Origin of the sequence: Mycobacterium sp. TY814, from assembly GCF_030755175.1 — a bacterium.
GTDB lineage: Bacteria > Actinomycetota > Actinomycetes > Mycobacteriales > Mycobacteriaceae > Mycobacterium.
Genome location: NZ_JAUFRY010000002.1, coordinates 29,234 through 43,910, shown reverse-complemented (window position 1 = coordinate 43,910; position 14,677 = coordinate 29,234). Strand labels below are relative to the sequence as shown.

General features: G+C 62.0%; 9 protein-coding genes and 3 rRNA genes. 4 read left to right on the top strand and 8 right to left on the bottom strand.

Features of this window, described 5'->3' with window-relative positions:
• Positions 1 to 85: 85 nt before the first annotated feature.
• The 3 genes from QXH22_RS14065 (at position 86) to QXH22_RS14055 (ending at position 3,782) form a co-directional block, all read left to right on the top strand.
• Entirely contained in the window at positions 86 to 1,723 is a 1,638-nt protein-coding gene (locus tag QXH22_RS14065) for an adenylate/guanylate cyclase domain-containing protein (RefSeq protein ID WP_306276057.1), read from the top strand.
• An 80-nt stretch (positions 1,724 to 1,803) separates the two neighbouring features.
• Complete coding sequence (locus QXH22_RS14060) at positions 1,804 to 3,288, top strand: DNA-3-methyladenine glycosylase 2 family protein (protein ID WP_306276056.1); 1,485 nt, start codon at positions 1,804 to 1,806, stop codon at positions 3,286 to 3,288.
• Positions 3,285 to 3,782, top strand: a complete 498-nt coding sequence (locus QXH22_RS14055; protein ID WP_306276055.1) for a methylated-DNA--[protein]-cysteine S-methyltransferase — start codon at positions 3,285 to 3,287, stop codon at positions 3,780 to 3,782. The genes QXH22_RS14060 and QXH22_RS14055 overlap by 4 nt, the downstream gene beginning before the upstream one ends.
• A 131-nt stretch (positions 3,783 to 3,913) precedes the next feature.
• Here the strand turns inward: QXH22_RS14055 and rrf are convergent.
• The 4 genes from rrf to murA all read right to left on the bottom strand — a co-directional run bounded on the left by rrf (position 3,914) and on the right by murA (position 10,667).
• A 5S ribosomal RNA gene (rrf, locus tag QXH22_RS14050) occupies positions 3,914 to 4,027 on the bottom strand.
• A 95-nt stretch (positions 4,028 to 4,122) separates the two neighbouring features.
• Positions 4,123 to 7,232 (bottom strand): 23S ribosomal RNA (locus QXH22_RS14045).
• A 273-nt stretch (positions 7,233 to 7,505) separates the two neighbouring features.
• A 16S ribosomal RNA gene (locus tag QXH22_RS14040) occupies positions 7,506 to 9,035 on the bottom strand.
• Together the 16S, 23S and 5S rRNA genes form the textbook arrangement of a ribosomal RNA operon.
• Positions 9,036 to 9,413: 378 nt before the next feature.
• Positions 9,414 to 10,667, bottom strand: coding sequence for a UDP-N-acetylglucosamine 1-carboxyvinyltransferase (murA, locus tag QXH22_RS14035; protein ID WP_306245188.1), 1,254 nt, complete (start codon positions 10,665 to 10,667; stop codon positions 9,414 to 9,416).
• Between the two features lie 83 nt (positions 10,668 to 10,750).
• Between murA and QXH22_RS14030 the strand changes: the two genes are divergently transcribed.
• Positions 10,751 to 11,338, top strand: coding sequence for a cob(I)yrinic acid a,c-diamide adenosyltransferase (locus QXH22_RS14030; protein ID WP_306245190.1), 588 nt, complete (start codon positions 10,751 to 10,753; stop codon positions 11,336 to 11,338).
• A 72-nt stretch (positions 11,339 to 11,410) separates the two neighbouring features.
• On the opposite strand, the gene QXH22_RS14025 is transcribed toward QXH22_RS14030, so the two are convergent.
• The 4 genes from QXH22_RS14025 to QXH22_RS14010 are packed head-to-tail and all read right to left on the bottom strand — an operon-like array spanning position 11,411 to position 14,671.
• Positions 11,411 to 11,854: a DUF2550 domain-containing protein gene (locus QXH22_RS14025; RefSeq protein ID WP_306245191.1), complete on the bottom strand. Its 444-nt coding sequence runs from the start codon at positions 11,852 to 11,854 to the stop codon at positions 11,411 to 11,413.
• A gap of 8 nt (positions 11,855 to 11,862) precedes the next feature.
• The gene (locus QXH22_RS14020; protein WP_306245193.1) at positions 11,863 to 12,228 is read right to left on the bottom strand and encodes a F0F1 ATP synthase subunit epsilon; all 366 of its coding nucleotides are present in this window, start codon (positions 12,226 to 12,228) and stop codon (positions 11,863 to 11,865) included.
• Between the two features lie 57 nt (positions 12,229 to 12,285).
• On the bottom strand, positions 12,286 to 13,737 hold the full coding sequence (atpD, locus tag QXH22_RS14015; RefSeq protein ID WP_306245195.1) for a F0F1 ATP synthase subunit beta: 1,452 nt from the start codon (positions 13,735 to 13,737) through the stop codon (positions 12,286 to 12,288).
• 22 nt (positions 13,738 to 13,759) lie between these two features.
• The gene (locus QXH22_RS14010) at positions 13,760 to 14,671 is read right to left on the bottom strand and encodes a F0F1 ATP synthase subunit gamma (protein ID WP_306245197.1); all 912 of its coding nucleotides are present in this window, start codon (positions 14,669 to 14,671) and stop codon (positions 13,760 to 13,762) included.
• Positions 14,672 to 14,677: the final 6 nt, after the last annotated feature.

Here is a 14,677-nt window from a genome sequence, read left to right as displayed (position 1 = left end):
CCCGTCCTGCTCAATCGGCACCGACGGTGCCGGAGCGGGCCCGGCGTCATCGGGATCGCCACGCAAGAATTAGGCTGACCTCACCATGTCGCCCAACACGGCCCCCAGGAAAAGCGTCGCGCAGCGTCTGGGCCGGGTCCTCGAGAAGGTGACCCGACAGAGCGGTCGACTGCCGGACACTCCCGCATACGGTTCCTGGCTGCTCGGGCGGGTCTCTGAAGACCAGCACCGTCGTCGGGTCCGCATCCAGGTCATCATGACGGTCCTCATCGTCGCCGCGAACCTGATCGGTATCGCCGTCGCGGTTCTGCTGGTGACGGTGGCGGTGCCGGTGCCCAGCGTGTTCGACGACGCCCCGCTCTGGATGTCGTTCATCGCGGTTCCGGCGTACATCGTTGCCGCGCTCGTCGTCGGCGCCTACACAATCACCCGCGGAACGGTCGAAGCGCTGCGCTGGGCGATCGAGGAACGCAAGCCGACCGACCGGGACGAGCGCAACACCTTCATGGCGCCGTGGCGCGTCGCGGTCGGCCACCTCATTCTGTGGGGCATCGGCACGGTGCTGACGACCATCCTCTACGGCGTCGCGAACACCATGTTCATCCCCCGCTTTCTGGTCGCGGTGAGCTTCTGCGGCCTGCTCGTCTCCACCGGCAGCTACCTGCTCACCGAGTTCGCCCTGCGACCCGTCGCCGCCCAGGCGCTGGAGGCCGGGCCGCCGCCGCGGCGACTGGCCCCGGGAATCATGGGCCGGACCATGATGGTGTGGCTGCTCGGTTCCGGGGTGCCGGTCGTGGGCATCGGGCTGATGGCGTTCTTCGAGATGACGCTGCAGAACCTCACGCAGACCCAGTTCGCGGTCGGGGTGTTGATCATCTCGGCGGCCACCCTGATCTTCGGGTTCATCCTGTTGTGGATTTTCGCCTGGCTGACGGCGACACCGGTGCGGGTGGTGCGCGCCGCGCTCAAGCGCGTGGAGCAAGGCGACCTCCGCGGCGACCTGGTGGTGTTCGACGGCACCGAACTCGGGGAATTGCAGCGGGGTTTCAACGCCATGGTCGACGGGCTGCGCGAACGCGAGCGCGTCCGGGACCTGTTCGGCCGACACGTCGGACGCGACGTGGCACTCGCGGCCGAACGCGAGCGACCCAAGCTCGGCGGGGAGGAACGCCACGTCGCCGTTGTCTTCATCGACGTCATCGGCTCGACCAAGCTGGTGACCAGTCGTCCACCCGTGGAAGTCGTTCATCTGCTCAACCAGTTCTTCACGATCGTCGTCGAGGAGGTCGACCGTCACCACGGGCTGGTCAACAAGTTCGAGGGTGACGCGTCGCTGGCCATCTTCGGCGCACCCAACCATCTGGACTCTCCCGAGGACGAGGCCCTGGCGTGTGCGCGGGCCATCGCCGACCGGCTGGCCGACGAGATGACCGAACTACAGGCCGGTATCGGGGTGGCGGCCGGAACGGTGGTCGCCGGCAACGTGGGTGCCAAAGAGCGCTTCGAGTACACGGTCATCGGTGAGCCCGTCAACGAGGCGGCCCGACTGTGCGAACTGGCGAAGTCTCGTCCCGGAAAGCTGCTGACCACCGAGCAGACCCTGGAGGGCGCCGGCGAGGAAGAGGCCCAGCGGTGGACGCTGGGTAAGAGCGTGAAGCTCCGTGGACACGATCAGCGCACCAAGTTGGCGTCTCCGGTGGAACCGGCGACGCCACGCCGCTGATTCCGGCCGCCGACGCCCAGCCAGACATTGATGTCGGTTTTCCGCCAGTCTTGTCGCCCCAGGGGTGTAACTGTGGAAGCGTGCATGAGGATTTCGAACGCTGCTACCGGGCGGTCCAGGCCAAGGACGCCCGGTTCGACGGCTGGTTCGTCATCGCAGTCCTGACCACCCGAATTTATTGCCGGCCCAGTTGTCCGGTACGGCCGCCGTTCGCACGCAACGTGCGATTCCTGCCGACGGCCGCGGCCGCCCAGCGTGCGGGTTTCCGGGCTTGCAAGCGGTGCCGTCCGGACGCGTCTCCGGGTTCTCCGGAATGGAACATGCGCGGTGACGTCGTTGCGCGGGCCATGCGACTCATCGCCGACGGCACGGTGGACCGCGAAGGTGTGACAGGACTGGCCGCCCACCTGGGCTACACCACCCGCCAGCTGGAGCGGTTGCTGCAAGCCGAGGTCGGAGCGGGTCCGCTCGCGCTGGCCCGCGCGCAGCGGATGCAGGCCGCCCGGGTGTTGATCGAGACCACCGATCTGCCGTTCGGCGACGTGGCGTTCGCCGCCGGGTTCTCCAGCATTCGGCAGTTCAACGACACCGTTCGGCTGGTGTGTGACAACACGCCGTCGGAGTTGCGCAAGCGTGCCGCGGCGCGCTTCGGTACCGCCACGTCAGCCGGCGTGCTGTCGCTGCGGTTGCCGGTCCGGACGCCGTTCGCCTACGAAGGTGTCTTCGGACACCTGGCTGCCACTGCGGTGCCCGGATGTGAAGAGGTGCGCGACAGCACTTATCGGCGCACTCTGCGGCTCGCCTGCGGCAACGGTGTGGTGTCGCTGACGCCGGCGCCGGACCACGTGCGGTGTCTGCTGGTACTCGACGATTTCCGGGACCTCGCCGCCGCGACCGCCCGGTGTCGACGGCTGCTCGATCTCGACGCAGATCCCGAAGCCGTCGTGGAGGCGCTCGGCGCCGATCCGGAACTGGGTCCTGTCGTCCGCAAGTCGCCGGGTCAGCGGATACCCCGGACCGTCGACGAAGCCGAATTGGCCGTGCGGGCGGTATTGGGTCAGCAGGTATCGACCAAGGCCGCCCGCACCCACGCCGGCCGGCTCGTCGCCGCCTACGGGCAGCCGGTGGAGGACGCCGCGGGTACCTTGACCCACACGTTCCCCTCCGTCGAGCAACTGGCCGACATCGATCCGGTCCACCTGGCCGTCCCCAAGTCACGTCAGCGCACGGTGAGCGGGCTTGTGGACGCTCTCGCGACCGGCAGCGTCACCTTGGATCCCGGATGCGATTGGACGCGGGCACGCAGCCAGCTGCTGGAATTGCCGGGAATCGGGCCCTGGACGGCGGAGGTGATCGCCATGCGCGGGTTGGGTGATCCCGATGCGTTCCCGGCCAGTGACCTGGGGCTGAAGCTGGCTGCCGAGCAGCTGGGCTTGCCGAAGCACGAACGCACGTTGCTGGAGCACAGCGCCCGCTGGCGGCCATGGCGTTCCTATGCCACCCAACATTTGTGGTCCACCCTCGAGCATCCGGTTAACCATTGGCCACCCAAGGAGGTCGCATGATTCGCTTTCGCACGATCGACAGCCCGATCGGTCCGCTCACCCTGGCCGGCCGCGACGGAGTGTTGACCAATCTACGGATGGTCGACCAGACCTATGAACCCAGCCGCGCGGACTGGACTCCGGACGACAGCGGATTCTCCGAGGCGGTGCACCAACTCGACGCATATTTCGCCGGCGAGTTGTGCGATTTCGATGTGCCGCTGGACCTGCGTGGTACGGAGTTTCAGCGGCGGGTATGGGAGGCGCTGCTCACCATTCCTTATGGCGAAACCCGGTCTTATGGACAGATCGCCGAACAGATCGGTGCGCCCGGCGCTGCGCGTGCTGTCGGATTGGCCAACGGGCACAACCCCATCGCCATTATCGTGCCGTGTCACCGCGTCATCGGGGCAGCCGGAAAATTGACGGGTTACGGCGGCGGACTGGATCGCAAACAAACGCTGCTCACTTTGGAGAAGCGGCGGGCGCCGGCCGACCTCACGCTGTTCGACTAATCCCCGCGCGAGCCGACGCAAAAGCCCCCTTTTCGATGTCGAATCGGGGGCTTTTGCGGCTACTCGCGCATGATAGCGCGTCTCTTAGAATGCAAAAACACCCCCAAATGAATGGGGGTGTTTTTGTGTATGTTCGGCGGTGTCCTACTTTTCCACCCGAAAAGGGCAGTATCATCGGCGCTGACAGGCTTAGCTTCCGGGTTCGGGATGGGACCGGGCGTTTCCCTGTCGCTGTGGCCGCCGTAACTCTATTTAAATTTGTGTTGGTGGGGGGTGTGGTGTCGCGACAAGTCTGTTTTACCAGATTCGTCCTGACGAGATAGTGGTTGCGATTGGTTGTGTTGGTAAGTTTTCGGCCGGTTAGTGCCAGTTCCCTGCACTCATTACTGAGCTTCCAGGTCTGGCCTATCAATCCAGTGTTCTGCTGGGGGCCTTATCCCTCCTAGAGGGTGAGAAACCTGATCTTGGAGAAGGTTTCCCGCTTAGATGCTTTCAGCGGTTATCCTGTCCGAACGTAGCTATCCAGCGGTGCTCCTGGTGGAACAACTGGTGCACTAGAGGTTCGTCCGTCCCGGTCCTCTCGTACTAGGGACAGGTTTCCTCAAGTTTCTGACGCGCGCGGCGGATAGAGACCGAACTGTCTCACGACGTTCTAAACCCAGCTCGCGTGCCGCTTTAATGGGCGAACAGCCCAACCCTTGGGACCTGCTCCAGCCCCAGGATGCGACGAGCCGACATCGAGGTGCCAAACCATCCCGTCGATATGGACTCTTGGGGAAGATCAGCCTGTTATCCCCGGGGTACCTTTTATCCGTTGAGCGACACCCCTTCCACTCAGAGGTGCCGGATCACTAATCCCGACTTTCGTCCCTGCTTGACTTGTAGGTCTCGCAGTCAAGCTCCCTTGTGCATTTACACTCAACACCTGATTGCCGTCCAGGTTGAGGGAACCTTTGGGCGCCTCCGTTACATTTTAGGAGGCAACCGCCCCAGTTAAACTACCCACCAGGCACTGTCCGTGAACCGGATATACGGTTCGACGTTAGGTGTCCAATACGATCAGAGTGGTATTTCAACAACGACTCCACCTCAACTGGCGTCGAGGTTTCACAGTCTCCCACCTATCCTACACAAACCGTACCGAACAACAATACCAAGCTATAGTGAAGGTCCCGGGGTCTTCTCGTCCTGCCGCGCGTAACGAGCATCTTTACTCGTAGTGCAATTTCGCCGAGTCTATGGTTGAGACAGTTGAGAAGTCGTTACGCCATTCGTGCAGGTCGGAACTTACCCGACAAGGAATTTCGCTACCTTAGGATGGTTATAGTTACCACCGCCGTTTACTGGGGCTTAAATTCTCCGCTTCACCCTTGCGAGTTAACGGGTCCTCTTAACCTTCCAGCACCGGGCAGGCGTCAGTCCGTATACATCGTCTTGCGACTTCGCACGGACCTGTGTTTTTAGTAAACAGTCGCTTCTCACTGGTTTCTGCGACCGGCTTCCGCTCCCACCGAAAAGGTGTTCACGATGTGCCGGCCCCCCTTCTCCCGAAGTTACGGGGGTATTTTGCCGAGTTCCTTAACCATAGTTATCTCGTACGCCTTGGTATTCTCTACCTGACCACCTGTGTTGGTTTGGGGTACGGGCCGTGTGTGAACTCGCTAGAGGCTTTTCTTGGCAGCAGAGGATCACCGAATTCGCCTCAATCGGCTATGCGTCACCTCTCAGGATTTAATGAGCGACGGATTTGCCTATCGCTCTCCCTACGGGCTTGCCCCAGTATTACCACTGACTGGTACGGCTACCTTCCTGCGTCACCCCATCGCTTGACTACTACCAACCGGGGTCCCACGCAGCCGGTCACCGTCGCACCCCGAAGGGATTGATCAGCGACCATTTGGGTGGTTAGCACAATTGATTCATCACGGGCGCGCACACACGGGTACGGGAATATCAACCCGTTGTCCATCGACTACGCCTGTCGGCCTCGCCTTAGGTCCCGACTCACCCTGGGCGGACTGGCCTGGCCCAGGAACCCTTGGTCTTTCGGCGGGCAAGGTTCTCACTTGCCTATTCGCTACTCATGCCTGCATTCTCACTCCCCCATCCTCCACCTACGGTTACCCGACGGCTTCGCTGAATGAGGGACGCTCCCCTACCCACACCTACTTACGTAGATGTGCCGCGGCTTCGGCGGTGTGCTTGAGCCCCGCTACATTATCGGCGCACAATCACTTGACCAGTGAGCTATTACGCACTCTTTCAAGGGTGGCTGCTTCTAAGCCAACCTCCTGGTTGTCTCTGCGACTGCACATCCTTTTCCACTTAGCACACGCTTTGGGGCCTTAGCCGGCGATCTGGGCTGTTTCCCTTTCGACGTACGGAGCTTATCCCCCGCCGTCTCACTGCCACGCTTTACACCACGGCATTCGGAGTTTGGCTGACGTCAGTAACCTAGTAGGGCCCATCGGCCATCCAGTAGCTCTACCTCCGTGGTGAACCACGCAACGCTGCACCTAAATGCATTTCGGGGAGAACCAGCTATCACGGAGTTTGATTGGCCTTTCACCCCTACCCACAGCTCATCCCCTCAGTCTTCAACCTAAGTGGGTTCGGGCCTCCACGCGGTCTTACCCGCGCTTCACCCTGGCCATGGGTAGATCACTCCGCTTCGGGTCCAGAACATGCCACTACACCCCTTACGGGGATACGCCCTATTCAGACTCGCTTTCGCTGCGGCTACCCCACACGGGTTAACCTCGCGACATGTCCCTGACTCGCAGGCTCATTCTTCAAAAGGCACGCCATCACCCCACGAGGAGGCTCTGACGGATTGTAGGCGCACGGTTTCAGGTACTCTTTCACTCCCCTCCCGGGGTACTTTTCACCATTCCCTCACGGTACTAATCCGCTATCGGTCATCGAGAAGTATTTAGGCTTACCGGGTGGTCCCGGCAGATTCACAGCAAATTCCACGGGCTCGCTGCTACTCGGGAGGTTGATCAAGGCAGGTGTCGAGTTTTCGCGTACCGGGCTCTCACCGTCTGCGGCAGGCCGTCCCAGACCACTTCCGCTAACTACGACACTTTTTTACTGCCTCCCAGCCAGGTAGAGCTGAGAAGATCATTCCCACAACCCCGCACACACAACCCCTACCCGGTATCACATGCATGCGGTTTAGCCTTTTCCGCGTTCGCTCGCCACTACTAGCGGAATCACAATTGTTTTCTCTTCCTACGGGTACTGAGATGTTTCACTTCCCCGCGTTACCTCCCGCACCCTATATATTCAGATACGGGTAACACGACATCACTCGTGCTGGGTTTCCCCATTCGGAAATCCTCGGATCAACGCTCGGTTGACAGCTCCCCGAGGCATATCGCAGCCTCCCACGTCCTTCATCGGCTCTCGATGCCAAGGCATCCACCATGCGCCCTTAGACACTTACAAACACTACAAAAACCAAAGAATAAAATTGCACAAAAAGAACACGTTGCCGCGAACGGCAACGCATACATTTTGATGCTCGCAACCACTATCCAGTTCTCAAACACCACACCCCACCACCAAGATGGAGGGACAGCACCCGAGGGTGTTGCCTCAGGACCCAATAGTGTGTCTGGCTTAGCTTGTTGTCGTGCACCCGGTCTTCGTCCACTACAGACGATGACCCCTCACGGCTCGCACTCCACCAATTGGAGTGCTCTTCGTGGTGCTCCTTAGAAAGGAGGTGATCCAGCCGCACCTTCCGGTACGGCTACCTTGTTACGACTTCGTCCCAATCGCCGATCCCACCTTCGACAGCTCCCTCCCAAAGGGTTAGGCCACTGGCTTCGGGTGTTACCGACTTTCATGACGTGACGGGCGGTGTGTACAAGGCCCGGGAACGTATTCACCGCAGCGTTGCTGATCTGCGATTACTAGCGACTCCGACTTCACGGGGTCGAGTTGCAGACCCCGATCCGAACTGAGACCGGCTTTAAAAGGATTCGCTTAACCTCGCGGCATCGCAGCCCTTTGTACCGGCCATTGTAGCATGTGTGAAGCCCTGGACATAAGGGGCATGATGACTTGACGTCATCCCCACCTTCCTCCGAGTTGACCCCGGCAGTCTCTCACGAGTCCCCGGCATTACCCGCTGGCAACATGAGACAAGGGTTGCGCTCGTTGCGGGACTTAACCCAACATCTCACGACACGAGCTGACGACAGCCATGCACCACCTGCACACAGGCCACAAGGGAACCGACATCTCTGCCGGCGTCCTGTGCATGTCAAACCCAGGTAAGGTTCTTCGCGTTGCATCGAATTAATCCACATGCTCCGCCGCTTGTGCGGGCCCCCGTCAATTTCTTTGAGTTTTAGCCTTGCGGCCGTACTCCCCAGGCGGGGTACTTAATGCGTTAGCTACGGCACGGATCCCAAGGAAGGAAACCCACACCTAGTACCCACCGTTTACGGCGTGGACTACCAGGGTATCTAATCCTGTTCGCTCCCCACGCTTTCGCTCCTCAGCGTCAGTTACTGCCCAGAGACCCGCCTTCGCCACCGGTGTTCCTCCTGATATCTGCGCATTCCACCGCTACACCAGGAATTCCAGTCTCCCCTGCAGTACTCAAGTCTGCCCGTATCGCCCGCACGCTCACAGTTAAGCCGTGAGATTTCACGAACAACGCGACAAACCACCTACGAGCTCTTTACGCCCAGTAATTCCGGACAACGCTCGCACCCTACGTATTACCGCGGCTGCTGGCACGTAGTTGGCCGGTGCTTCTTCTCCACCTACCGTCAATCCGAGAAAACCCGGACCTTCGTCGATGGTGAAAGAGGTTTACAACCCGAAGGCCGTCATCCCCCACGCGGCGTCGCTGCATCAGGCTTTCGCCCATTGTGCAATATTCCCCACTGCTGCCTCCCGTAGGAGTCTGGGCCGTATCTCAGTCCCAGTGTGGCCGGACACCCTCTCAGGCCGGCTACCCGTCGTCGCCTTGGTAGGCCATCACCCCACCAACAAGCTGATAGGCCGCGGGCCCATCCCACACCGCAAAAGCTTTCCACCACAGGACATGTGTTCTGTGGTCCTATCCGGTATTAGACCCAGTTTCCCAGGCTTATCCCGATGTGCAGGGCAGATTACCCACGTGTTACTCACCCGTTCGCCACTCGTGTACCCCGAAGGGCCTTACCGTTCGACTTGCATGTGTTAAGCACGCCGCCAGCGTTCGTCCTGAGCCAGAATCAAACTCTCCAAACAAAAACCCCTCGATAACGAGGTGAATTTACAATCAGAGAAAATCTGATCTAACAAAAAGACACCAAAACTGGCATCAATGATTTGCGACTACACCCACACACGGGGAGTGCTAGGTGCAGTCAAAAAAACAACAACAAACAATTCACCAAACACACTATTGAGTTCTCAAACAACACTTCTTGCACTGTTTTGCCCTGTTTTGGGGCAACCCTGCCAGCTTAATATTTCTCCGGCCGGGGTGTCAACTCGATCGTGAACTTCTCGGGAGAGGCTCGCTTTCGGGCAACCCTGCCAGCTTAGTACTGATCTGGCTTGGTTGTCAACCCCTGGTTTTGATCTTCTTTGGGAGATGATCACGCCTCGGGGCGTTGACTCGGGTTACTGTACCCGCTCGATCTCCGCTCCCAAAATCGCCAGGTTCTCGACGAACAACGGGTAGCCCCGATCGATGTGAAAAACGTCGTGGACCTCGGTTTCTCCGTCTGCGACCAGACCCGCGAGCACCAAGCCGGCTCCGGCCCGAATGTCCGAACACCACACCGGAGCGCTCGACAACTGCGGCAGCCCGCGCACCACGGCGTGGTGTCCGTCGGTGCGGGCGTCCGCACCCAACCGGATCATCTCCTCGACGAACCGGAAACGCGCTTCGAACACGTTCTCGGTGATCATCGAGGTGCCGTCGGCGATCGAAGCCAGCGCAATTGCCATGGGCTGCAAGTCCGTTGGGAAACCCGGGAACGGCAGCGTCGCGACGTTGACCGCCTTCGGGCGTTCGTACTGAACCACCCGGAAGCTGTCGTCGGTCTGGGTGACGGTGGCACCCGCGTCGTGGAGCTTGTGCAGCACCAACTGCAGGTGGGACGGATCTATTCCCGTCACCGTGATGTCCCCGCGGGTCATCGCCGCGGCGATCCCCCAGGTCGCGGCGACAATTCGATCCCCGATGACGCGGTGCTCGGTCGGATGCAGTCGCGGCACGCCGGTAATGGTCATCGTCGGCGAGCCGGCGCCTTCGATCTGGGCGCCCATCTGGTTGAGCATCGTGCACAGGTCGACGACGTCAGGTTCGCGTGCGGCGTTGTGAATGATCGTGACGCCTTCGGCGACCACCGCGGCCATCAAGATGTTCTCGGTGGCACCTACGGACGGGAACTCGAGCTGAATCTCGGCCCCGCGCAAGGTTTCTGCCTCGGCGACGACGCAGCCGTGCTCGATATTGCACTGTGCACCCAGCTGCCGCAGGCCCGCTTGGTGCATGTCCAGGGGGCGGGATCCGATCGCATCGCCGCCCGGAAGCGCGACTCTGGCCTTCTTGCACCGGCCGACCAGCGGGCCGAGTACACACACAGAAGCCCGGAACTGTCGCACTGCCGCGAAGTCCGCGTCGTACTTGGGTTCATCCGGCGAGGTGATGCGGGCCACGTCGCCGTCCAGCTCGACGGTCGCGCCCAGGCCGCGCAGCACTTCTGCCATCAACGGCACGTCGAGAATGTCCGGGCAGTTCGTGATGGTGCTGGTGCCTTCGGCCAGCAACGTCGCGGCCATGAGCTTCAGCACGCTGTTTTTGGCGCCCCCAACTGCGACTTCGCCTGACAACCGGTTGCCACCAGTCACCATGAATCGCTCCGCCACCCGGGTCAGTCTAGTGAAGCGCTATCGCATTGTCAGTCAGCCGACCCGCATTGGAGTGACCCGACCCAGGTACCGTTTCGCCCATGGCAGTCCATCTGACCCGCATTTATACCCGGACCGGCGACGACGGCACGACGGGATTGAGCGATTTCTCACGAGTGGCCAAGACCGACCCGCGATTGGTGGCCTATGCGGATTGTGACGAGGCCAACTCGGCGATCGGGGTGGCGGTCGCGCTAGGTGCTCCGACGGAGCAGATCGCGGACGTGTTGCGGCAGATTCAGAACGACCTGTTCGACGCCGGTGCGGACCTCTCGACACCGGTGGTGGAGAACCCCGAGCATCCTCCGCTGCGCATCACACAGGCCTACATCGATCGGCTCGAGGGTTGGTGTGATACCTACAACGAAGGCCTGCCGGCGCTGAATTCCTTTGTGCTACCTGGTGGTTCGCCGCTGTCGGCGCTGCTGCACGTGGCCCGCACGGTGGTGCGCCGGGCCGAGCGGGCGGCTTGGGCCGCGGTCGATACGCACGCCGACGTCAGTGCCCTGCCCGCGAAGTACCTCAACCGGCTCTCGGACCTCTTGTTCATCCTGTCGCGGGTGGCCAATCCCGACGGCGACGTGCTGTGGCGACCGGGCGGCGGCGCCAGGGAGGGCGAGCAGACGTAAAGTCCCTTCATTCCGGCCCGGAATGGAGGACTTTACGTCTTCTCGCGAGTGAGAGGTGCGCCGCAATCCCCGTCACACGCTGCGGCGGCGAGCGCGCGGCGAGGGCCGTGACTCCAGCCACGACATGAACGCCGTCAAAGCGCCTCTGTCCAGAGCGATCTCGTATCCCAGGCGCCGTTCCTGGGTGGTGTCGCGCAGCTCCAGCACCACGATTTCCTCGGTCATGATGTCGAATTCGTCGCCGCGCGGCGCACGCCTGGCCACAACCTCCACCCCGCGCCGGCTCAGCCGGCGGTCCGGCCACAACCGCAAGCTCGACAGCCGGTAATACGCCGCTTCACCGCCGCGGTAACGAATCACACCGTGGCGCCAGCCGTGCCCGCCGACTGCGGGGATATCCCGCATGATCGCAGCAGTACCGCCCCGGCGCAGCTTCCACAGCCGGAAACTCAGAGCGAGAACGGCCGCTCCCAGCAGGACGACGAGCGCGACCATGCCGACCATGGGCGCGCTCATCGTCGGAATCAGTCGAGCGCGCCGACGGCGCGCAACCTGGCACGCCCTCGGGCCGCGACCTGGGGGTCGTCCGATTCGGAATCCTGCCGGGCAGCGCTCTCGTCGATGTCCTTCTCAAACTCCGCAGACTCGGCGAGAACGCTGACGCCCTCTTCGGTCACGGTGAGGAAGCCACCGTCGACCGCGATCCGCAAATCGTCCTTGCCTTCGCGTTCGACACGAACCATCGCGTCGTCGACCAGCTGGGCGACCAGCGGGATGTGGTGGGGCAGGATGCCAATCTCTCCCGCGGTGGTGCGGGTGAAGAGGAACGTCGCCTCGCCCGACCAGATCTCCCGGTCGACGGCCACGATCTGAACGTTCAATTCAGCCATGCCACACCACCTTCGTATCTTTCCCGGTCAGACCCGGAGTCTTTCTCATAGCTGAAGTCATAGCTTGACGTCGAAGGTCTCGGCCTTCTTGGCCAAGTCGTCGAGGCCACCGATGAGGAAGAACGCCTGCTCAGGCACGTGGTCGAAGTCGCCCTTGGCGAGCCGGTCGAACGCCTCGATGGTCTCCTTGACCGGAACCGTCGAACCCGGCTGGCCGGTGAACTGCTCGGCCGCCATCATGTTCTGCGACAGGAACCGCTCGATGCGGCGCGCCCGGTTGACCAGCTGCTTGTCCTCCTCGGACAGCTCGTCGATACCGAGAATCGCGATGATGTCCTGAAGGTCCTTGTAGCGCTGCAGGATTCGGATGACTTCCTGCGCCACCCGGTAGTGCTCGTCGCCCACGACGCTGGGGTCGAGGATGGTCGAGCTCGATGCCAGCGGGTCCACCGCGGGGAAGATGCCCTTGGAGAACACCGACCGGGAAAGCTCGGTGGTGGCGTCCAGGTGGGCGAACGTGGTGGCCGGCGCCGGGTCGGTGTAGTCGTCGGCGGGCACGTAGACGGCCTGCATCGAGGTGATGGACCGGCCACGGGTCGAGGTGATGCGCTCCTGCAGTTCACCCATCTCGTCGGCCAGCGTCGGCTGGTAACCCACGGCGGACGGCATACGACCGAGCAGGGTCGACACCTCCGAGCCGGCCTGGGTGAACCGGAAGATGTTGTCGATGAACAGCAGCACGTCCTGGCCGGCTTCGTCGCGGAACCACTCGGCCATGGTCAGCGCGGACAGTGCGACCCGCATACGGGTGCCGGGCGGCTCGTCCATCTGACCGAACACCAGAGCGGTGTCCTTGAGCACGTCTGCTTCCTTGAGCTCGACCCACAGGTCGTTGCCCTCACGGGTGCGCTCCCCCACGCCGGCGAACACCGAGGTACCACCGAAGTTCCGGGCGATACGGTTGATCATCTCCTGGATGAGCACGGTCTTGCCCACGCCGGCACCACCGAACAGGGCGATCTTGCCGCCACGCACGTAGGGAGTCAGCAGGTCGACGACCTTGAGGCCGGTTTCGAGCATCTCGGTGCGAGGCTCGAGGTCTTCGAATTTCGGCGGCTTCCGGTGAATCGACCAGTGGTCGAAGTCTTCTCCGTAGCCTGGGTCGTCCAGGCAGTAGCCCAGTGCGTTGAAGACGTGGCCCTTGACCTGCTCGCCCACCGGCACCGAGATCGAGGCTCCCGTGTCGGTGACCTCGGTCCCGCGCACCAGGCCGTCGGTGGGCTGCAGCGAAATGGTGCGCACCAGGTTGTCACCGAGGTGCTGCGCCACCTCCAGCGTCAGCGTCTTCTTCAGCGATTCGAACGGGATGTCGGCGTGCAGCGCGTTGAACAATTCTGGAATGGAGCCCCGCGGAAACTCGACGTCGACGACGGGGCCGGTGATCCGAACCACGCGCCCGTTGGTGTCGGAGCCCGACTTCTTGTCAGTCTTCTCGTCTACAGCAGTCATATTCTTTCGCTTCCTCGTGGGCTTACTTGGAGGCGTCGGCGAGCGCGTTTGCGCCACCGACGATTTCGCTGATCTCTTGGGTGATCTGGGCCTGCCGCTCGCGGTTGGCTTGCAACGTCAGGTCCTTGATGAGGTCGTCGGCGTTGTCCGTCGCCGATTTCATGGCGCGCTGGCGCGACGCGAGTTCCGAAGCCGCCGATTCGAGCAGGGCCGCATAGACCCGGGTGGTCAGGTACCGCGGCAGCAGCGCCTCGAACAGCGTCGTCGCGTCCGGCTCGAACGAGTACAGCGTGTGCGGGCCGGTGTCTTCTTCGACGTACTCCACCACCAACGGCGCAATGCGGTGGGCGACAGCGGTCTGCGACATCATCGACTTGAACTCGGAGAAGACGATGTGCAGTTCGTCGACGCCCTGCCCCTCCTCGTCCTCGTCGTCGCCGGTGCCGGCCATGAACGCCTCAACCAGGGTCTCGGCGATCTCCGAGGCGTTCTCCACCTGGGGCTGCTCGGAGAAGCCGGTCCACGACTCCTTGATGTCCCAGTTGCGGAACGAGAAGTAGTTCAAGGCTTTTCGACCCACCGTGTACAACACCGGGTCCTTGCCCTCTTCCCGCAGCAGCGAAAAGAGTTCCTCGGAGCGACGGAAGATGCTCGAGTTGTAGGCGCCGCACAGACCGCGGTCGGACGACACCACCAACACACCGGCCCGCCTGGGGTTCTCCCGCTCGACGAGCAGCGGGTGGTCCAGTGCGGCCTCGGCGGACAGCGTGGTGAGCATCGACGTGATCTGAAAGGCGTAGGGGCGGGCCGATTCCAGCCGCGCCTGCGCCTTTCCGATGCGCGATGTGGCGATGAGCTCCTGGGCCTTGGTGATCTTCTTGATCGACCCCGCCGACTTAATTCGTCCGCGTAGTTCGCGAAGTGTGGCAGCCATTGTTAG